At 55.3% G+C, this 19400-nt stretch carries 15 protein-coding genes; 6 read left to right on the top strand and 9 right to left on the bottom strand.

Annotated elements, in window-relative coordinates; translation table 11 throughout:
• Positions 1-350: 350 nt before the first annotated feature.
• The gene (locus L462_RS11155; protein ID WP_032678667.1) at positions 351-2591 is read left to right on the top strand and encodes an EAL domain-containing protein; all 2241 of its coding nucleotides are present in this window, start codon (positions 351-353) and stop codon (positions 2589-2591) included.
• A 4-nt stretch (positions 2592-2595) separates the two neighbouring features.
• Here L462_RS11155 and ppx read toward each other — a convergent pair whose 3' ends face one another.
• The 4 genes from ppx to purM all read right to left on the bottom strand — a co-directional run bounded on the left by ppx (position 2596) and on the right by purM (position 8103).
• Positions 2596-4134 carry an exopolyphosphatase gene (gene ppx, locus L462_RS11160; RefSeq protein WP_020883058.1) on the bottom strand — a complete coding sequence of 513 codons (1539 nt, stop codon included), beginning with the start codon at positions 4132-4134 and terminating at the stop codon, positions 2596-2598.
• Between the two features lie 3 nt (positions 4135-4137).
• Complete coding sequence (ppk1, locus tag L462_RS11165; protein WP_014171133.1) at positions 4138-6198, bottom strand: polyphosphate kinase 1; 2061 nt, start codon at positions 6196-6198, stop codon at positions 4138-4140.
• A gap of 229 nt (positions 6199-6427) precedes the next feature.
• Positions 6428-7069: a phosphoribosylglycinamide formyltransferase gene (gene purN, locus L462_RS11170; RefSeq protein WP_014171132.1), complete on the bottom strand. Its 642-nt coding sequence runs from the start codon at positions 7067-7069 to the stop codon at positions 6428-6430.
• Entirely contained in the window at positions 7066-8103 is a 1038-nt protein-coding gene (gene purM, locus L462_RS11175; RefSeq protein ID WP_032678666.1) for a phosphoribosylformylglycinamidine cyclo-ligase, read from the bottom strand. Before purM ends, purN begins: the two co-directional genes overlap by 4 nt.
• A 266-nt stretch (positions 8104-8369) precedes the next feature.
• Between purM and L462_RS11180 the strand changes: the two genes are divergently transcribed.
• The 4 genes from L462_RS11180 to L462_RS11195 all read left to right on the top strand — a co-directional run bounded on the left by L462_RS11180 (position 8370) and on the right by L462_RS11195 (position 12765).
• Positions 8370-9800, top strand: a complete 1431-nt coding sequence (locus L462_RS11180) for a 6-phospho-beta-glucosidase (protein WP_020883060.1) — start codon at positions 8370-8372, stop codon at positions 9798-9800.
• 165 nt (positions 9801-9965) lie between these two features.
• On the top strand, positions 9966-10592 hold the full coding sequence (gene upp, locus L462_RS11185) for a uracil phosphoribosyltransferase (protein WP_020883061.1): 627 nt from the start codon (positions 9966-9968) through the stop codon (positions 10590-10592).
• An 86-nt stretch (positions 10593-10678) separates the two neighbouring features.
• Positions 10679-11968, top strand: a complete 1290-nt coding sequence (gene uraA / locus L462_RS11190; RefSeq protein WP_014171128.1) for a uracil permease — start codon at positions 10679-10681, stop codon at positions 11966-11968.
• Between the two features lie 95 nt (positions 11969-12063).
• Positions 12064-12765, top strand: a complete 702-nt coding sequence (locus L462_RS11195; RefSeq protein ID WP_212479862.1) for a DnaA inactivator Hda — start codon at positions 12064-12066, stop codon at positions 12763-12765.
• Positions 12766-12821: 56 nt separating this feature from the next.
• On the opposite strand, the gene L462_RS11200 is transcribed toward L462_RS11195, so the two are convergent.
• From L462_RS11200 to celB, 3 genes are read right to left on the bottom strand one after another with little or no spacing between them, the layout of a single operon-like run.
• Positions 12822-14243, bottom strand: a complete 1422-nt coding sequence (locus tag L462_RS11200; RefSeq protein ID WP_032678665.1) for a leucyl aminopeptidase family protein — start codon at positions 14241-14243, stop codon at positions 12822-12824.
• Entirely contained in the window at positions 14240-15199 is a 960-nt protein-coding gene (locus L462_RS11205) for a N(4)-(beta-N-acetylglucosaminyl)-L-asparaginase (RefSeq protein WP_025203486.1), read from the bottom strand. The genes L462_RS11200 and L462_RS11205 overlap by 4 nt, the downstream gene beginning before the upstream one ends.
• A 3-nt stretch (positions 15200-15202) precedes the next feature.
• A complete protein-coding gene (gene celB, locus L462_RS11210; RefSeq protein ID WP_014171124.1) occupies positions 15203-16522 on the bottom strand; it encodes a PTS cellobiose transporter subunit IIC in 1320 nt (439 codons plus the stop codon).
• A 145-nt stretch (positions 16523-16667) separates the two neighbouring features.
• Here celB and L462_RS11215 point away from each other — a divergent pair, with 145 nt between their 5' ends.
• Positions 16668-17492 carry a homeodomain-like domain protein gene (locus L462_RS11215; protein WP_032678664.1) on the top strand — a complete coding sequence of 275 codons (825 nt, stop codon included), beginning with the start codon at positions 16668-16670 and terminating at the stop codon, positions 17490-17492.
• Here the strand turns inward: L462_RS11215 and arsC are convergent.
• Together arsC and bepA are read right to left on the bottom strand one after the other, a co-directional pair.
• Complete coding sequence (gene arsC / locus L462_RS11220; RefSeq protein WP_014171122.1) at positions 17489-17845, bottom strand: arsenate reductase (glutaredoxin); 357 nt, start codon at positions 17843-17845, stop codon at positions 17489-17491. The genes L462_RS11215 and arsC overlap by 4 nt on opposite strands.
• A gap of 18 nt (positions 17846-17863) precedes the next feature.
• The gene (gene bepA / locus L462_RS11225; RefSeq protein ID WP_020883065.1) at positions 17864-19327 is read right to left on the bottom strand and encodes a beta-barrel assembly-enhancing protease; all 1464 of its coding nucleotides are present in this window, start codon (positions 19325-19327) and stop codon (positions 17864-17866) included.
• Positions 19328-19400 lie beyond the last annotated feature (73 nt).

The following is a 19400-nucleotide window of genomic DNA, read 5'->3' as shown; positions in this document are numbered from 1 at the left end:
TGTTTTTCCTGGGCATGCCCTTTTGGGCGACAGGGATATTAAGGCACAGCGGGAAGAGAGGGTCAATTCGCAAATGTGTAAATAACCGTCAATAGTTACATTAATTAATGTTATTGAAATTAATAATTGCATTTACCATATTGATAATATGAAGAAAACTATTTCAAAAAAAATGTAAGAAAGGATCGTTTGAGTAAATTAGTTTGATTTAAGTCAACGGTTTCCCTGGCCTGGTATTTAAAATCCCACCTCCATGCTGTTCGCCCCGCACGTTGTCGGGCGGCAGGTACGTCAGGTTGGATGCCTGTCTTCATTTCCCTCTGGAGCGAAAGGGGTTTAAACGGGCATCTATGAACATTATTTCTTTCCTGAAAAACAATAAAGACCGCTGGTGGGCTTTACCGCTTATTTTACCGGTGGGTTTACTGCCTGTATTAAGCGTTGCCAATACCTTTACCCGATTGGGCGATGGTCTGGTGGCACTCTATTATTTACCTCTCTCCTTTCTGCTTTCAGTGATGATGTTTTTTGGTCTGGAAGCGCTGCCCGGCATCGTATTGTCACTGTTCATCCGCTACTACCCGTCGGTTGGGTTGTTCGAAACCATCGCCGGCATTTTTCATTTTATTGTCCCCGTTGTGCTCAGCTGGGGGGGTTATCGGGTGTTTGCGCCCAGACGCAGCATGACGGCTTACGGGGATGTCAGACTGATGGCGCAGCGTATCTTCTGGCAGGCCTTTTGCCCTGCGACGCTGTTTCTGGTGCTGTTCCAGTTTGCCCTCTATCTGGGGGTGTATGAGAGCCGTCAGAGCCTCGAGGGGTTGACCCCGCTTAATATTCGCACGCTGATTAACTATCAGACGCTGCTGGTCAGCGGGCTGACGGGCGTGCCGTTAAGCTATTTACTGATCCGTCTGATTCGCCATCCGCGGTATATCAGAAGTCTTGTCTCGCAGGTGCGAATGCAGATAGACAAAAAGGTGACGGTCATTGAATTTCTGCTGTGGGCCATTGCGCTTGGCGGACTGCTTACCCTGCTGCTGCTCCCGATGAATGAAAACAGCTCGATTTTCACCACCAACTACACCCTGTCGTTGCTGATGCCGGTGATGTTGTGGGGAGCGATGCGGTTTGGCTATAAGCTGATGTCGCTTATCTGGACCCCGGTGCTGCTGGTGTCCATCCACTATTTTTACCGCTATATCCCTCAACAGTCCGGGTATGACATTCAGCTGGCAATTACCTCTTCCAGCTATCTGGTCTTTTCGTTTGTGGTGATTTACATGTCGATGCTGGCCACCTGCCAGCGCGCCGCGAATAAACGTTCCCGCAGGCTGGCGCTACTCGACCCGGTTGTCCATATGCCGAACCTGCGGGCCTTGTCGCGCGATCTTGCCAAAAACCCGTGGTCGGCGCTCTGTTTGCTGCGCATTCCGGAGCTGGAGGTGCTGGGCCGAAATTACGGGGTGTTGTTGCGGATCCTGTATAAACAGCAGCTGGCGCAGTGGGTCAATGGCACCTTGCAGCCCAGTGAGCGGGTCTATCACCTCACCGGCTGTGACCTGGCGGTTCGCCTTAACGCGGAATCGCACCAGCAACGCATTGAGGCGCTGGACGAGCATATTAAACAGTTCCGCTTTGTCTGGGATGGGATGCCACTGCAGCCTCAGGTGGGCGTGAGCTACTGCTATGTGCGCTCACCGGTGACCCATCTCTATCTGGTCCTCGGTGAACTGGGGGTAATTGCCGATCTGTCGATTTCGACCAACCATCCGGAAAATCTGCAGCAGCGCGGTGCTGTCCATCTCCAGCGTAGCCTGAAGGACAAGGTTGCGATGATGAGCCGTCTGCAAAGTGCGCTCGACAGTAACGCGTTTACTCTGCTGGTCCAGCCGGTTTGCGGCGTGCGGGGCGATTGCTACCACGAAGTGTTGCTGCGGATGTCAGATGCAAACGGGGCGTTGCTCTCTCCCTTGCAATTCCTGCCCGTCGCCCAGGAATTTGGTCTGTCGTCGCGGGTTGATTTGTGGGTACTGGAGAACACGCTACGCTTCCTGGCAGAGCATCGGGTACATCTGCCCGGCCAGCGTTTTGCCATTAATCTGGGCCCTTCCACCGTGTGCCGTGCGCAGTTCCCGGCTGAGGTGAGTCGTCTGCTGGCGAAATACGCCGTGGAACCCTGGCAGCTGATATTTGAAGTGACCGAGTGCAGCACCTTCGGCAGTGGTGAGCAGGCGTTACATACCCTCAGGCAGTTGCAAAAAATGGGGGTACGCATTGCGATTGATGATTTCGGTACCGGCTATGCGAGCTACGCGCGGCTAAAAAGCGTGGACGCCGATATCCTTAAGATAGACGGAAGCTTTATCCGCAATATCGTCAACAACAGTCTGGACTATCAGATAGTGGCCTCGATTTGCCATCTGGCGCGAATGAAGAAAATGCTGGTGGTCGCGGAGTATGTCGAAACAGAAGAGATACGTAGCGCGGTTCACGCGCTAGGTATCGATTATGTGCAGGGTTATCTGATTGGCAGACCGGTGGCGCTTGAGTCACTGCTGGAAGCAGAGGCGTCGCCGGTCGAGACCTGAGCCGTTACGCCGCGACGTCTGAGCTCTCTTCTTCGATTTTGAGTAGCCAGCCGGTGACCGCTTCCCAGTACTGCTGCTCTTTTTCCAGATCCAGCAGCACCAGCGCATTCTGGCTAAACCAGTCTGGCGGGAAGCTCAGGGTCCAGTGGTTGTCATCCGTTTTGAGCTTCAGCGTGGGCGGGGTGGTGGTGGCCTGACGCTGGTTATTGAGCAGGACGCCGAGACGCAGCAGTTGGATAAGCGGCAGGAATTGCTTCTTCTTAAACAGCGTGAAGCGCGGCAGATCGTCAAGCTTGATGGCTTTACGATGGTAGCGCACCAGGGTCGCCATCATGGTTTGCTGCTCCTGGTTGAAGCCAGGCAGATCGCTGTTTTGCAGGATATAGGCTGAGTGGCGGTGCATTCCGCTGTGGTTAATATTCAGTCCCACTTCGTGCAGCATCGCTGCCCATTTCAGCAGGGCGGCAAGCTGCGGATGCGCCAGCTTAGGGTTCTGCTCCTGCCACTGGTCGTATATCTGAACGGTTGTTTCCAGCACGCGCTTCGCCTGTTCACGGTCGATATTGTACTGGTTTGCCAGGCTTTGTGCGGTGCGGCTACGAATATCCTGATGGCGGAAACGGCCTTCCATTTCATACAGCACACCTTCACGCAGCGCGCCGTCGGAAAGACGCAGCTCTTTAATTGCCAGCGCATCAAATACGCCGCACAGGATAGCCAGCCCCGGTACGAATACCGCTTTGCGCTCGTCGGAAAGACCCGGCAGGCTTAAGGCGTCAAAGCTTTTATGTTTCAGCACCTCTTCGGTCAGCAAGGTCAGGCGCTCTGGGGTGATAAACCCATCTTTTTCACCCATTGCCAGCAGCACTTCATGTGCCGCTTTGATGGTGCCCGATGCGCCCAGCGCTACGTTCCAGCCCTGAATACGGTACTGCCAGGCCAGATTCTCCAGTTTCTGGATAGCGGCCATGCGCGCGCGCTGGAAGTTTTCGCGGCTGATTGCGCCACCCGGGAAATACATCTGCGCAAAGCTGACGCAGCCCATACGACGGCTTTCGACCAGACGCGGCTCAAAATCTTCGCCGATCACCAGTTCCGTAGAGCCGCCGCCGATGTCGATGACCAGCTTGCGCCCTTTTTCCGGCTGAGTGTGTTCAACACCCATGAAAATCAGACGGGCTTCCTCGTTACCGGAGATGATCTCAATGGGGTAGGGGATCACTTTTTCGGCCCGCTTGAGGAATTCTGGCGCATTCAGCGCCTGGCGCAACGTGTGGGTGCCCACAATGCATACGCTGGAGGGCGAGAAGCCCTGCAGGCGTTCAGCAAACAGCGACAGGCAGTTTAAGCCTCGCTCCATTGCCTCTTCGCTGAGCATGCTGCGCTCATCAAGACCATCCGCCAGGTGTACACGCTGTTTCAGACGACCGATGATCTGCAACGCGCCATCCACCTCACGGGCGATGACCATGTGGAAACTGTTAGAACCAAGATCGACCGCGGCGAATTCCTGCGGGCGTGGGGTCTTATCATTTATCGGCATAGGTTAATCGGGTTGCTCGAGTGATTTGATATAGTCGTAAATCGCCAGTTGCGACCGCACTTTACGGCGATTGCCGCGCGGTACATAGCGGTTACTGAGTTCTTTGTCGATATAGCGTGCTTTCACCGTATCGCTGAACAGAATCTCGATGATATCGAGGATCTGCTGCTTCAGCCGCGGATCCAGGAGCGGTGTCGCGACTTCAATTCGGTAGTCAATATTGCGCGTCATCCAGTCTGCAGAAGAGAGATAGACCTGTTTATCACCCGCATTATCGAAAATATAGACCCGATCGTGTTCCAGGTAGCGGTCAACAATGCTGATCACGCGAATATTGTCGCTAATGCCTTCGAGTTCAGGGATCAGTGAGCACATACCGCGTATCAGCAGATTGACCGGAACGCCGGAGCTGGACGCCGCATACAGACGATCCACCAGCCCTTTGTCGACCAGGTTGTTGAGTTTCAGCGTAATGCCCGACGACAGCCCTTTCTGGGCATTGGCGATCTCTTTATCGATCATGTCGTACAGCAGGCGGCGTGAGTTCTGCGGCGAGACCAGCAGATAATCGAAGCTGACCGGGCGGTACGGGTTCTCAATAAAGTTGAACACCCGGCGAACCTCGTTAGTGATGCGTGCATCGGCAGTCAGCAGCGAGTAGTCGGTATAAATTCGCGCGGTTTTTTCGTTAAAGTTCCCGGTCCCGATGTGGGCATAACGCACCACGTCCTCCCCCTCTTTACGGGAGATGAGGAACAGCTTGGCGTGAATTTTCAGCCCGGGCGCTGAGAAGATAACGTGGACACCGGCTTCCGTCAGACGGCGCGCCCAGTGAATGTTTGCCTCTTCGTCGAAGCGTGCCTGCAGCTCAACCACCACGGTCACTTTTTTGCCGTTGTGCGCCGCATGGATCATCGCATCGATGATGCGGGAATCTTTTGCCACACGGTAGATGTTGATTTTGATCGCCAGTACGTTCGGGTCGAACGAAGCCTGACGCAGCAGTTCCAGCACGTGTTCAAACGTATGGTAAGGATAGTAGAGCAGGACATCGCGCTCGCGAATGGCGTCGAAACCGTTGCGGAATTTATCGAACCAGAGATGGCGCAGTCGCGGCAGCGGTTTGTTCACCAGATTGGCCTTGCCGACGTTCGGGAAGCCAATAAAGTCTTTAAAGTTATGGTAACGACCGCCCGGCACGATGGAGTCATAGCGAGAAATGGTCAGCTTGTCGCGCAGCATTTCCACCATGGCATCTGGCATATCGCGCTGATAAACAAAGCGCACCGGCTCCGCGGTCAGGCGCTGTTTCAGGCTGGATGACATCAGCTCCATCAGGCTGGCTTCCATCTCGTGCACCAGATCGTATTCGGCGTCACGGGTCATCTTCATGGAGTAGGCGTTTAACGCGTCGTAATCGAAGAAGCCCTTGAAGATGTCGTCCAGGCAGTAACGCAGGATGTTATCGAGCAGGATCATTGGTTTGCGTCTGCGCGGGGTTTCCGGCGGGAGGTTCACAAACCGCGGCACCTTATCGGACGGGATCTCAAGCAATGCGTAACGAATCGTGTCGCCACGAATAATTTCCACCGCGAGGTAGGTGTAGTCATCTTTCAGGAACTGCACCAGATCGGTTTCGCGGTTGATCAGAATAGGGGTAATGTGCTGGCGCAGGTAATGTTTGAAATAGTGACGCAGCCAGGTTTGTTGGTTAACAGAAAGCTGACGTTCGTTAATCAGGAAGATTTGATTGCGTGCCATTTCCAGCAGCAGTTCGTTATACAGGCCGTCAAACTCCTGATCGGCTTTCAATACGCGCGACTGAATTTTGCCCAGCAGATGGCGCGAGTGAGAGTTTAAGCCCTGTTCTTCGCTGATGATGATTCGCCGTTTCAGTTCGGCAAAGCGAACCTTGTAGAACTCATCCAGGTTGTTGGAGTAAATCCCCAGAAAACGCATACGCTCGATAAGCGGGTTACTTTTGTCTGCCGCTTCCTGGAGTACACGTTCGTTGAATGCTAACCAGCTTAGCTCTTTCTCGATATATAACTTTTCCTGACCCATTACAGCTCACACTCCAGTTCAATCACAGGACGTGGTAAATCCGTCTCGTCCTTATTATGGCGAGCATTTCCACGATATGTCCAACAGTGCCAGAAAAGTATGACAGTTATTTTTTTTCTGGGGGATTTTAGAGGGTTGGGGGAAGGGCATGTCGGGAAGCGCGGTGCTCACCCGACAGTGAAGACCACAGGCCCGTGCAGGCGTCGCGCCGCCGGGCACATCAAACAAACTACTCGTCAGCGGCATAACCCTGTGCAGGGAGCCTGACGCCGTCCAGCCAGGCGGCACCGTCGCGCATCTGAAGACGCCCGTCAACAAACCAGCTTACCACCAGAGGATAAATGGCGTGTTCCTGCGTCTGCACGCGTTCGGTAACGTCGTCTTCGCTGTCACCTTCAAAGACCGGCACCTTTGCCTGCAGGATCACCGGCCCGCCGTCCAGCTCGTCGGTAACGAAATGCACGGAGGTACCGTGCTCCTCATCGCCGTTTTCCAGAACCTGACGATGGGTGTGCAGGCCGGGATACTTCGGCAGGAGGGAAGGGTGGATATTCAGCAGACGACCAGCGTAGTGCCCGACAAATGCCGGGCTCAGGATACGCATATACCCCGCCAGCACGACAACGTCAGGCGCGTAGGCATCAATCTCCTGAACCAGTTCCCGGTCAAACGCTTCACGTCCGGAAAACTGGCTGGCTTCCAGCGCGTGCGCGGGAATGTTCTCTTCCCGGGCACGTTCAAGGCCGAACGCGTCGGCCTTATTGCTGAATACTGCCCGAATGGTGCCGTTGATTTTCTTCTGTTTGCAGGCGTCAATTATCGCCTGCAAATTGCTTCCGTTACCGGAAATGAGCACCACAATGTTTTTCATTCAATGACCACACGCTGTTCGGAATCGGATGCTTTGATAATACCGATTTTCCACGCGTTTTCACCTTTGTCGGTCAGCAGCGTAATCGCCTTATCCGCTTCGCTTGCTGGCAGCGCGATAACCATGCCCACGCCACAGTTAAAGGTGCGGTACATCTCGTGTGAACTCACGTTGCCTGCAGTCTGCAGCCAGTTAAAGACGGACGGCCACTGCCAGGACGATTCGTCAATCACCGCCTGGGTGTTGTCCGGCAGTACGCGCGGAATGTTTTCCCAGAAGCCGCCACCGGTCAGGTGGGCAATGGCGTGAACGTCAACCTTCTCAATCAGCTCCAGCACGTTTTTCACGTAGATGCGGGTCGGCGCCAGCAGATGGTCAGCCAGTGGCTTGCCATCAAGCGCGGTGGTCAGTGGATCGCTGCCGCTCACGTCGAGGATTTTACGCACCAGAGAGTAGCCGTTCGAGTGCGGGCCGCTGGAGGCCAACGCGATCAGCACATCACCATCAGCCACTTTACTGCCGTCGATAATTTCTGATTTTTCTACTACGCCAACGCAGAAGCCTGCGACGTCATAATCTTCGCCGTGATACATACCGGGCATTTCGGCGGTTTCACCACCGACCAGCGCACAGCCAGACTGCAGACACCCTTCGGCAATGCCGTTAATGACGCTTGCTGCGGTATCCACGTCCAGTTTTCCGGTCGCGTAGTAATCCAGGAAGAACAGCGGCTCTGCGCCCTGAACCACCAGGTCGTTAACACACATCGCGACCAGATCGATACCGATCGTGTCGTGACGTTTTAAATCCATCGCCAGGCGCAGTTTCGTCCCTACACCATCAGTACCCGAGACCAGAACAGGTTCACGATATTTTTGCGGCAGCGCGCACAGTGCGCCGAATCCACCCAGACCACCCATCACTTCCGGGCGGCGGGTTTTTTTCACCACACCTTTGATTCGGTCAACCAGCGCATTACCTGCGTCAATATCAACACCGGCATCTTTGTAGCTGAGAGAAGTTTTGTTGGTCACGGCTCAAGTCCCCACGCGATTGCATAGCTAGTAAGAAAAATCGGCGCAATTCTAACAGTCCAGGCAAACGTTTGCGAGCCTATTCTCGGCGAGAGGATTTTTTTTTCAGCAGGCCCTGCGAATGCGCCTAAAGTTGAGTCTGTTCACGAAAATGAAACCGGTTTCGGTTTTCTCCTTGCAACAGAAAGCCCCTTTGCACATCATCAGAATGAAACCGGTTTCTGTAATTGTTTTTGCAGAAAATAACGCAGAATGAGGGAAAGTGTATGTCTGGATTCAAAGCAGATTTTCTGTGGGGCGGTGCGGTCGCAGCGCATCAGCTGGAAGGGGGCTGGAACGAGGGCGGTAAGGGGATCAGCGTTGCCGATGTGATGACTGCCGGCGCGCACGGCGTGCCGCGTGAAATCACCAACGGCGTGCTGCCAGGGAAAAATTACCCTAACCATGAAGCCATCGATTTCTACCATCGCTATAAAGAGGACATCAAACTCTTTGCCGAGATGGGCTTCAAATGCTTCCGTACCTCCATCGCCTGGACGCGTATCTTCCCGAAAGGGGACGAGCTGGAGCCTAATGAAGCTGGCCTGAAATTCTATGACGACCTGTTTGACGAGTGCCTGAAGTATGGCATCGAGCCGGTTATTACCCTTTCCCATTTCGAGATGCCGTTCCACCTTGTCACCGAATACGGTGGCTGGCGTAACCGTAAGCTGATCGACTTCTTTGTTCGCTTTGCGGAGGTTGTGTTCAGACGTTACCAGCATAAAGTGAAGTACTGGATGACCTTTAACGAGATCAATAACCAGGCCAACTTCCACGAAGACTTTGCACCGTTTACCAACTCCGGTCTGAAGTACGAGCCGGGCGAAGACCGCGAGCCGGTGATGTTCCAGGCGGCACACTATGAGCTGGTGGCCAGTGCCCTGGCGGTGAAGGCCGGGCGCGACATTAACCCGTCGCTGCGGATCGGCTGCATGATTGCCATGTGTCCAATCTATCCGCTGACCTGTGCCCCGGACGATATGATGATGGCGATGAACGCCATGCACCGTCGCTACTGGTTCACCGATGTCCACGTGCGCGGCAAGTATCCACAGCATCTCCTTAACTACTTTGCTCGTCGCGGTTTCACGCTGGATATCACAGAAGAAGATAACGCGGCGCTGACGCAGGGGTGTGTCGATTACATTGGCTTTAGCTATTACATGTCTTTCGCCACCAAAGCGACGGCGGATAACCCGGAGCTGGATTACGACGAAAGTAAGAGCCTGGTCTCCAACCCGTACGTGCAGAAATCTGACTGGGGCTGGCAGATTGATCCGGTGGGCCTGCGTTACTCCCTGAACTGGTTCTGGGATCATTATCAGTTGCCCCTGTTCATCGTGGAGAACGGCTTTGGCGCCATCGACGTGCAGGAGAGCGACGGTTCGGTGAATGACCAGTACCGTATTGATTACCTTGCCGCGCACATCCGCGAAATGAAAAAAGCGGTGGTCGAAGATGGCGTTGATCTGATGGGGTATACCCCGTGGGGCTGTATCGACCTGGTGTCTGCCGGAACGGGTGAAATGAAAAAACGCTACGGCTTTATCTTTGTCGACAAAGACAATGAAGGTAACGGCACCCTGAACCGCAGTAAGAAGAAGTCGTTTGACTGGTATAAGCAGGTGATAGCCAGCAACGGCGACACTCTTTAATTCCAGCAGAGTAAAAACGCAAAAAGCCGGAGCTTGCCCTCCGGCTTTTTTGCCTCTAAAACACTTTGCTTGATGTACGTCAAGCAAGTTGGGTATGGTGCAATCCGAAAAAAGCGGTATAATCCCGCGATTTTTTTGCGGTTGCCCCCTCAGAGGAGAAAGAGAATGAAGATTGTGGAAGTGAAGCACCCACTCGTTAAACACAAGCTGGGCCTGATGCGTGAGCATGACATCAGCACGAAGCGTTTTCGCGAACTGGCTTCTGAAGTCGGCAGCCTGCTGACCTATGAAGCGACCTCTGACCTGGAAACGGAAAAAGTGACCATCGAGGGCTGGAACGGCCCGGTTCAGGTTGAGCAGATCAAAGGTAAGAAAATTACCGTTGTGCCCATCCTGCGTGCCGGCCTCGGCATGATGGAAGGCGTGCTGGAGCACGTGCCAAGCGCGCGCATCAGCGTGGTTGGGGTCTACCGCGACGAAGAGACCCTGGAGCCGGTACCGTACTTCCAGAAGCTGGTGTCTAACATCGACGAGCGTATGGCCCTGGTGGTTGACCCGATGCTGGCGACCGGCGGTTCAATGATTGCCACCATCGACCTGCTGAAAAAAGCCGGTTGCAGCAGCATCAAAGTGCTGGTGCTGGTTGCTGCACCAGAAGGTATCGCGGCGCTGGAAAAAGCGCACCCGGACATCGAACTCTATACCGCGTCTATCGACCAGGGGCTGAATGAGCACGGGTACATCATCCCGGGGCTTGGCGATGCCGGCGATAAGATTTTTGGTACTAAATAATCGAATAACGATAATGAAGCCGACTTTGATAGTCGGCTTTTTTTTGAATAAAACGCCAACAACAATACTACTCAGAGGAAAACACTATGACGCGCCGTGCTATCGGGGTGAGTGAAAGACCGCCGCTTTTACAGACAATCCCGCTTAGTCTGCAGCATCTGTTCGCCATGTTTGGCGCAACCGTGCTGGTGCCAATCCTGTTTCACATTAACCCGGCTACCGTGCTGTTGTTCAACGGTGTGGGTACGCTGCTTTACCTCTTTATCTGTAAAGGCAAAATCCCTGCCTATCTCGGCTCAAGCTTCGCCTTTATTTCACCGGTTCTGCTGTTGCTGCCGCTGGGGTATGAAGTGGCGCTGGGCGGCTTCATTATGTGTGGCGTCCTCTTCTGCCTGGTCTCTTTCATTGTGAAGAAGGCCGGTACCGGCTGGCTGGACGTTATGTTCCCGCCAGCCGCAATGGGGGCCATTGTCGCCGTCATCGGTCTGGAGCTGGCGGGCGTGGCGGCCAATATGGCTGGCCTGCTGCCTGCTGACGGGCAGTCACCGGATTCCAAAACCATCATTATCTCGATGGTGACACTGGGCGTAACGGTGTTTGGTTCCGTGCTGTTCCGCGGTTTTATGGCGATTATCCCGATCCTGATCGGTGTGCTGGCGGGGTACGCGCTCTCCTTCGTGATGGGCGTTGTTGATACCACGCCTATTGCTGAAGCGCACTGGTTCGCACTGCCAACCTTCTATACCCCGCGCTTTGAATGGTTTGCCATTTTCACGATCCTGCCCGCGGCGCTGGTGGTTATTGCTGAGCACGTAGGTCACCTGGTGGTGACGGCAAACATCGTTAAACGTGACCTGATCCGCGACCCGGGTCTGCACCGCTCGATGTTTGCCAACGGCCTCTCTACCATTATCTCCGGTTTCTTTGGTTCTACGCCTAACACCACCTACGGTGAGAACATCGGCGTGATGGCGATTACCCGTGTCTACAGTACCTGGGTCATTGGCGGCGCGGCAATCATCGCCATCCTGCTCTCCTGCGTGGGCAAACTGGCGGCGGCTATCCAGATCATTCCGGTACCGGTAATGGGAGGCGTCTCTCTGCTGCTGTACGGTGTGATCGGCGCGTCCGGTATTCGCGTGCTGATTGAATCCAAAGTGGACTACAGCAAAGCGCAAAACCTGATCCTCACCTCCGTGATCCTGATCATCGGCGTGAGCGGCGCGAAGGTGCACATCGGTGCGGCTGAACTGAAAGGCATGGCGCTCGCGACCATCGTGGGTGTGGGCCTGAGCCTGATCTTCAAACTGATCTCCGTCCTGCGCCCGGAAGAAGTGGTGCTGGATGCTGAAGACAGCGAAAAAGCGTCACATTGATCGTAAAACCGGGCGGACGATCCGCCCGGTTCTCTCCTTGCACGTTCCGTGCTAAACTCACCGCCGATTTTATGTAAGATCTGGTTGAGGTACTTCTGAACGGACCGGCACAGCTCTCTCTGCCACTCTATCTCCCTGACGACGAAACTTTTGCGAGTTTCTGGCCGGGTGATAACCCCTCTTTACTGGCTGCACTGCAAAACGTGCTGCGTCAGGAACACAGCGGATACATCTATATCTGGTCACGCGAAGGCGCGGGGCGCAGCCACCTGTTGCATGCCGCCTGTGCGGAGCTTTCCGCGCGGGGTGATGCGGTAGGCTATGTGCCGCTGGATAAACGTACCTGGTTTGTGCCTGAAGTCATGGAGGGAATGGAACATCTCTCACTGGTCTGCATCGATAATATCGAATGTGTGGCGGGGGATGAGCCGTGGGAAATGGCGATCTTTAACCTCTATAACCGCATTCTGGAGTCGGGGAAAACCCGGCTGCTGATCACCGGCGATCGTCCGCCGCGCCAGCTGAATCTGGGGCTGCCGGATCTGGCTTCCCGTCTGGACTGGGGGCAAATCTACAAGCTGCAGCCGCTGTCGGATGAAGACAAACTTCAGGCGTTACAGCTGCGCGCAAGATTGCGCGGCTTTGAACTCCCGGAAGACGTGGGGCGTTTCCTGCTCAAGCGCCTGGACCGGGAAATGCGCACGCTCTTTGATACGCTCGATCAGCTCGATCGCGCTTCGATTACCGCGCAGCGCAAGCTGACCATTCCTTTTGTAAAAGATATTCTGAAGCTGTGATGCGCTTTTCTCCCTCTGCCTGGCGCAGAGGGAGAACCAGTGCCACTGGCTAAAACTCACCTGTCTTCCAGCAAATGCTCAACCAGAAGTGGAATGGGTCTGCCCGAGGCCACGCTTTTTCCGTTCTCACGCCACAGCGCCGTGCCGCTAATATCCAGATGGGCCCATGGAATGGTCGGCGGGCAAAAATGGTGTAACAGCCAGGCCGCCGATGCGCTGATCGCCGCATTATTGGGTGGGGTATTGCACAGGTCGGCGATGGCGCTGTCGGTCTGTTTTTTTAACCGTGCATCCAGCGGCAGGGACCACACCTCATCACCGCTCCGTTTCCCCGCGCGGGTGAGCGCCTGACGCAGCGCTTCGTCCTGCGTCATTAACCCATTCAGCTCGTACCCCAGCGCTTTCACGACGGCACCGGTTAAAGTCGCCATATCAATAATATAGCGAGCCTGCGGATGACGCTGGCTGGCCCAGGCGATCGCATCCGCCAGTACCAGCCGGCCTTCGGCATCGGTATTGTTGATTTCAACCGTGATACCGTTGCAGGCGTTGGCCACCGTGCCCGGCTGCATCGCATCCGGTCCTATGGCGTTTTCCGCCAGCGCCAGTACGCCCATAATACGAACCGGCAGGCCGAGTTCTGCCACGCTCAGCATCAACCCGAGCACGTTCGCTGCCCCGCACATGTCATATTTCATGGTGTACATGCCCGCGCCTTCCTTCAGCCACAGGCCACCGGTATCAAACGTTATGCCTTTGCCCACGTAACAGCGTACCGGGCCATCAGCGATGCCGTTATAGTGAATGGCCAGCAGCCGCGGTGGACAGGTCGCGCCTTTACCGACGGCATGCAGAAGCCCCAGACCCTGTTCAATAATTTGCTTTTCATCAAGCACTTCACACCGCAGGGCGGGGAAGGCGGCGCACAGCTTTTGCGCTTCGTCGACGACATACTGCGGCGTACAGCGATCGGACGGCATATCCGCCAGACGTCGCGCGGCGACCATTCCTCGGGCAATGGCCTGCTGTTGCTGGAAGAGAGCGTCCAGCCTTTCACGCTGTTGCGGATGACACAGGGCGGTGACATGGCGAAGGCGAACGCTTTTGCCATCGGTTTTCTTAAGCTGCAGATCGCGAAGGTCATACGCCTGGTTAAAGAGAAAACGCAGAACCTGCGTCAGCACCACCTCGTCAATATCCGTGACATCCAGTACCACATCGGCGCTGACCGGGGCTGCCAGCAGTGGACGGAGGGCGGCGAGTAACCCTTCTGTCAGACTGTCCTGCCAGAGCGCATCCGGCAGCAGCGTGATTCTGGCAAACGGAGCACAGCCAAAGCGGGTATCTGCGACGGCGTTTTGTTCACGCATTTCAGCGATGAGTGCGGTGTCCGGCAGTAACGCGCAGGCGGCCCGGGCAATAAGATGACTCTGGGGCTTTGCGTCTGCAAGGTCGGTGATAAGCTCAAAGGTAATCATTGTGACTCCTCAACTGGCGCGCGGATCCGCGCGGCATAGGCCTGCATCCATTCCTCATCCACGGGCTGATAGTGCGTTTTTTCCCGCAGGCGCTCGGCGCGAAATACGGTGAGAGGCTGGCGGGCCGTTGCCACCACAAATGAGAAGGTTTTGATGTTGGTTGCGGCGCCGAATTCGCCTTTATTATTCATGCACACCACCGAGAGATCGCCCGCGCGGCCAAAGCGCGACATCAGTTTGTCTTCCAGTTCGAAGACCACCGAGTCCGCCGCCTGCTGCGGTGACATGCCCTGTGCCATGCGGCGAACAATTTCGTAGCTGGTGCAGCCTTTCATCAGGTCTTCCCCCACGCCGGTGGCGGTGGCGGCACCGGTTTCACTGTCGCAGTAAAAGCCGGAGCCGATAATCGGCGAGTCGCCAATACGGCCGCGCTTTTTCATAAACAGACCGCTGGTGGAGGTCGCCACGCTCATCGACCCCCTTTTGTCGAGGCCAATAATCCCGACGGTGTCATGCCCATCGTACGGGCTTAAGCCTTTGTCCAGCGTCTCCCGGCAGCGCTTACGGTAATGCTGCATCGCGCGGTCGGTAAGCATGGTTTTGTTGGCAAACCCCTGACTCAGCGCCCATTCGCGCGCGCCCTGGCCGACCAGCAGGCTGTTATAGCGCTGGCGGCTTAGCGCATGGGCGACACGCACCGGGTTCGCAATATCAACCAGATCTCCCACGGCCCCAAACGCAAGCGTATCGCCATCCATATACGCCGCGTCCAGTTCGACTTCGCCATTTTCGGTTGGCAGCCCGCCGTAGCCGACGGATTTATACAACGGGAAGTCCTCGACGGCAGCAACGGCATCGACCACCGCTTCTGCTACCGGTTTCCCCGCAGCCAGCGCAGACGCAGACTCCGTGACCCCTTCAAGCGCCATTCGCCAGGTTGCGATAATTCCCCACATGCTTTACTCCTGTTTTGCAAGGGTTGGGTCGGTTTGCGTCACGGTGGCAATCTCCGCGGCGCGGTATTGTTTATCCACGATACGCATGAAAGGCAGATACAGCATGGCGCCAATCAGCAGGTTGATAAGCTGCATCACGCTGCCGCTGAGATGCCCCGTGACGATAAACCCGCTGATCACCGGCGGTAACGTCCAGGGGATAAACACCCCGGTGGTCACAGCGACGGCACCCATTTTCATCGCAGCATATTGCACGGTAACCAGGACCAGCGGCACCAGATTGAACGGGATCAGCATGATGGGGTTCATGATAACCGGCAGACCAAACAGAATCGGCTCGTTGATGTTAAACACCGAGGCCCCCGCGCCGAGACGCGCCACCTCGCGCATGTTTTTGCTGCGGGCAAAAATCAGCATCGCAATCACCAGCGAGAGCGTTGCCCCTGCGCCACCCATCCAGATCATGTCAAAAAACTGTTCGGTGATAATGTGCGGCGGCGTCGTACCCGCCTGGATGGCGGCGATGTTATCGGTCTGGTTCTCCATCCACAGCGGGCGAATGATGCCGTTGATCATTGAGCCTGAGTTAATGCCCACAGACCACAGAATGGTGATGCTGAACACCGTCATCAGCGCGCCGAAATAGGAGGTCCCGTAGTGGCGAACCGGCGTGGCGACCACCTCGTAAATAAACTGGTGAATGGTGTTGTAGTGAGTGTTTTCGAAAATGATGCGGATAATAAGCACCAGAATCATTACCAGCAGGGCCGGGATCAGCGCGGCGAACGACTCCTGCACCGCCGGCGGCACGCCATCAGGCATTCTGATGACCAGCTTTTTGCGCTTCAGCCAGCAGAACAACTCCGTCCACAGCAGAGAGCCAATCATCGCCACGAACAGCCCTTTGCTGCCAATCCACTCCACCGGCATGACCGTGATACCGCCGTTTTCGGCCACTTTGATAAAAGGTGTCAGGATTAAAAAGGCGACCAGAGCCAGAATGCCGCAGGAAATGCGATCTTCGCCGTAGTGTTCAGCCAGGCGAAACGCCACCAGGAAGCTGATAAACAGCGACATGGTTGAGAACACCGCGTTGAACGGAATTTCAATGATGGCACTCCAGCTTTCACCAAATGCCTGAGACATAAACTGCTGATAGGTTTGGTTCGGAAAAGAGGAGATGACCAGCAGAATCGAGCCGACGATGATAAACGGCATGAAGGAAACATAGGCCCCGCGTATGGCGCCCAGATGCCGCTGTTGCGCGGTTTTGGCCGCCAGCGGCATCAGTTTTGCTTCAAGAAATCCCAGAACATTGTTCATTGTGAACTCCGTACAAGATTGAGGGGTGTTGTTATGTTATGTCTGTGGATTATCAGTGAAGCGCGGTGGCTGAAAGGTGAAACAGGTCACAAAGCACTCGCTAAGATATTATAAATCTCATGAGATTGATTATGGAGTTACAGCGATGGAAATCAAATTGCACGCCAATGCCACCACCACGCCGCGGATCCGTCGCTATCTGCAACAATCCGATAAAAGCGACAGAGAACTGGCTACGGATCTAGGTATTTCCGTGACGACCGTGCGGCGATGGCGCAATCGCGATCGGGTTTCTGACAACCATACGACCCCAAAAGTGATACACAAAGCGATGAGACAAGAGCAGGTTGATCTTGTTAATGCGCTGCGTGATATCACGGGCGCACCGCTGGATGAACTGCTGCTGCTGGTTAACGCGGTGCTGGGGATTTCCGTTTCGCGGGCGACGCTGAACCGTTATCTCCGTCCCGCTCCTGCGAAACGCAAAGGCGTTGAACTTCAGGGGAAAAAAGCGCTAAAGGCAGGCGTTTTACCCACAAAACTGCTGGTGCATCACCAGCCTTTATCGCTGCATATGGATGATGGCGGGGAGCAACATCTGCTGTGGGGGCGCGAACCGGTGAGCGGCTGGTGTTATGCCCGGCTCTATGCGGGAATTTCATCACAGCTGCTGAACAACTGGATGTGTGAGTTGCTGAACGCCTGTCCGGCTGATATCCAATCTATTGAGACTTTCGGTTTTGAGCCCGACTTACCTGCGGGTGAACCTGTCGTAAAAGTACAGCCGACCAGGCACAAGGCCGTGCAGGTTGCGGTACCGCTCGGCGACATCATTCCACGAGTGAATGCTGTTCCGTTAGGGCAGGTGTTGATCGAGATGTGCGAGTTTTACAATCGGGGTAAAGCGCAGAAAAAGCTGGGAGAGAGCACGCCGCAGGCCTTTCTGGAAGCGCTGCGGCGTAAGGATTAGAGAATCTCGAGCACCTCTTCCGGCGGGCGTCCAATACGCGCCTGACCGTTTGCGACCACAATGGGGCGCTCAATCAGTTTTGGATTTTCAACCATCGCCTGAATCAGCTCAGCCTCGGTTAGACGACTGTCATTCAGATTGAGCGACGTATACAGGTCCTCTTTCTGGCGCATTAGCTCTCTGGCACTGCCCATTCCCAGCATGTGCAGCAGCTGACGAAGCGTCTGTGCATCTGGCGGTGTCTCCAGATACAGCACCACTTCCGGGTCAATGCCGTTCGACTTCAGCAGGCTAAGGGTGTCACGGCTCTTCGAGCAGCGTGGGTTGTGGTAGATTTTTACCGCGTCTGTCATGACCTGAATTCTCCTTTATTACATCTTCTCGTACGGCTTAAAGCGCTGCTGCAGACCGCGAAGCTGATCGATACGTGCATCGTAACGGGCCTGCTGCAGACTGCCGAGCTTAACCTGTGAACTGGCACTGCTCAGGAGGGAAATCGCCTGGTCAAGACGTCCCACCAGGGCAAAGCCTTCGGCGCGTGCCGCAAGCTCCTGATCGCGGTTGCCCAGCTGCGCTTCTGCCTGGGCAAGCAGATCCCAGCCGTTCTGATCGTCTTTATTGTTAAAGGTGTAGCGGTTCAGAATGTTCGCCGCTTCAGCAGGCTGACCACCCTGTAAGTAAGCATTCGCCAGGTTAAGCTGCAGCACCGGGTTAGTCCGCACCTCTTTTGCCCCTTTCAGGCGATTAATCGCATCGGTGGCTTTTTTCTGCCCCAGATCGATATCTGTGGCCAGATCGAGATACCACGGGTTATTCGGATCGGCGGCGAGAAGTGGCTGCAGCGTTTTACGCGCTTCGTCATATTTGCTGGCTTCCATCGCCTGTAACGCCTGGCCATACTGAGCCGCGTTTTTCTCACGCACGTTGCCTTTCGCCAGCGCATCCAGCAGGTCGCTGGTCAGTTGGTTACGCCCGGAATTGTACATGCCAAGCGTTCGCACTTTTGCCATGTAGAAATCCTGCGACGACTGTACCACGACCGGGCGCATCTGGTTCGCACGGTTACGCGCATCCGACAGACGGCTTTCCGGTAAGGGGTGCGTCAGCAAAATTTCCGGCGGGCGGGAGGAGTAGCGCGCCTGGTCGAGCAGCTTTTCGAGGAAGCTCGGCATGGCCTGCGGGTCAAAGCCCGAACGTTGCAGCACCTGAATGCCAATACGATCCGCTTCCTGTTCATTTTGCTGGGTGAAACTGATCATCCCCTGACGTGTTCCCGCCAGCGTACCGGTTAACGCCGCCATCCCGGCCTGCGGGCTGGCCATTGCCAGCAGAATGGAACCCAATGCGCCCACCCAGGTCAGCGGAGCGTTACGCTTCTGGTCTTCCATTGCCCGGGCAAGGTGGCGCTGGGTGACGTGAGAGATTTCGTGCGCCATGACCGAGGCCAGCTGACTTTCGTTATCAGAGTAGCGGAATAACGCCGAATGCAGCACCACGTTGCCGCCAAAGAAGGCGAAGGCGTTGATTTCGTCATTATTGATTAAATAGAAGTGGAAGGGGGTTTTTACCGAGTTGGCGTGCGCGACCAGGCGCATGCCCAGCCCGTTAATGTACTGAACCAGCAACGGGTCGTTAATCAGCGGCGCGCTGCCACGCAGCTGACGAACGTAATAATCCCCCATCTGCATTTCCTGCCCAATGGAGAGCGTGCTTCCTGCTGTAGTGCCCATGTCCGGCAATGAATCGGACGAGTCAGCGAAAGCTGGCAACACCTGACCGACCGTCAGTGCGGCAATCAGTGTCGCAACCAGTGTTTTTCTCAACTGCCTGAACATAACCACTGTCCTGTATTTGGGATGTGCTAATTTGACCGATGAACCGGCATATCGTTCATCTCCACTGCCCTGC

This window comes from Enterobacter sp. BIDMC 26 (assembly GCF_000534435.1).
Lineage (GTDB): Bacteria > Pseudomonadota > Gammaproteobacteria > Enterobacterales > Enterobacteriaceae > Enterobacter > Enterobacter ludwigii.
This window is presented reverse-complemented; position numbering and strand designations above follow the sequence as displayed.

Coding starts and splice junctions, on each gene's coding strand:
- L462_RS11155 (WP_032678667.1), top strand. CDS start 351: ATGAACATTATTTCTTTCCTGAAAAACAATAAAGACCGCTGGTGGGCT.
- ppx (WP_020883058.1), bottom strand. CDS start 4,134: ATGCCGATAAATGATAAGACCCCACGCCCGCAGGAATTCGCCGCGGTC.
- ppk1 (WP_014171133.1), bottom strand. CDS start 6,198: ATGGGTCAGGAAAAGTTATATATCGAGAAAGAGCTAAGCTGGTTAGCA.
- purN (WP_014171132.1), bottom strand. CDS start 7,069: ATGAAAAACATTGTGGTGCTCATTTCCGGTAACGGAAGCAATTTGCAG.
- L462_RS11180 (WP_020883060.1), top strand. CDS start 8,370: ATGTCTGGATTCAAAGCAGATTTTCTGTGGGGCGGTGCGGTCGCAGCG.
- upp (WP_020883061.1), top strand. CDS start 9,966: ATGAAGATTGTGGAAGTGAAGCACCCACTCGTTAAACACAAGCTGGGC.
- uraA (WP_014171128.1), top strand. CDS start 10,679: ATGACGCGCCGTGCTATCGGGGTGAGTGAAAGACCGCCGCTTTTACAG.
- L462_RS11200 (WP_032678665.1), bottom strand. CDS start 14,243: ATGATTACCTTTGAGCTTATCACCGACCTTGCAGACGCAAAGCCCCAG.
- L462_RS11205 (WP_025203486.1), bottom strand. CDS start 15,199: ATGTGGGGAATTATCGCAACCTGGCGAATGGCGCTTGAAGGGGTCACG.
- celB (WP_014171124.1), bottom strand. CDS start 16,522: ATGAACAATGTTCTGGGATTTCTTGAAGCAAAACTGATGCCGCTGGCG.
- L462_RS11215 (WP_032678664.1), top strand. CDS start 16,668: ATGGAAATCAAATTGCACGCCAATGCCACCACCACGCCGCGGATCCGT.
- arsC (WP_014171122.1), bottom strand. CDS start 17,845: ATGACAGACGCGGTAAAAATCTACCACAACCCACGCTGCTCGAAGAGC.
- bepA (WP_020883065.1), bottom strand. CDS start 19,327: ATGTTCAGGCAGTTGAGAAAAACACTGGTTGCGACACTGATTGCCGCA.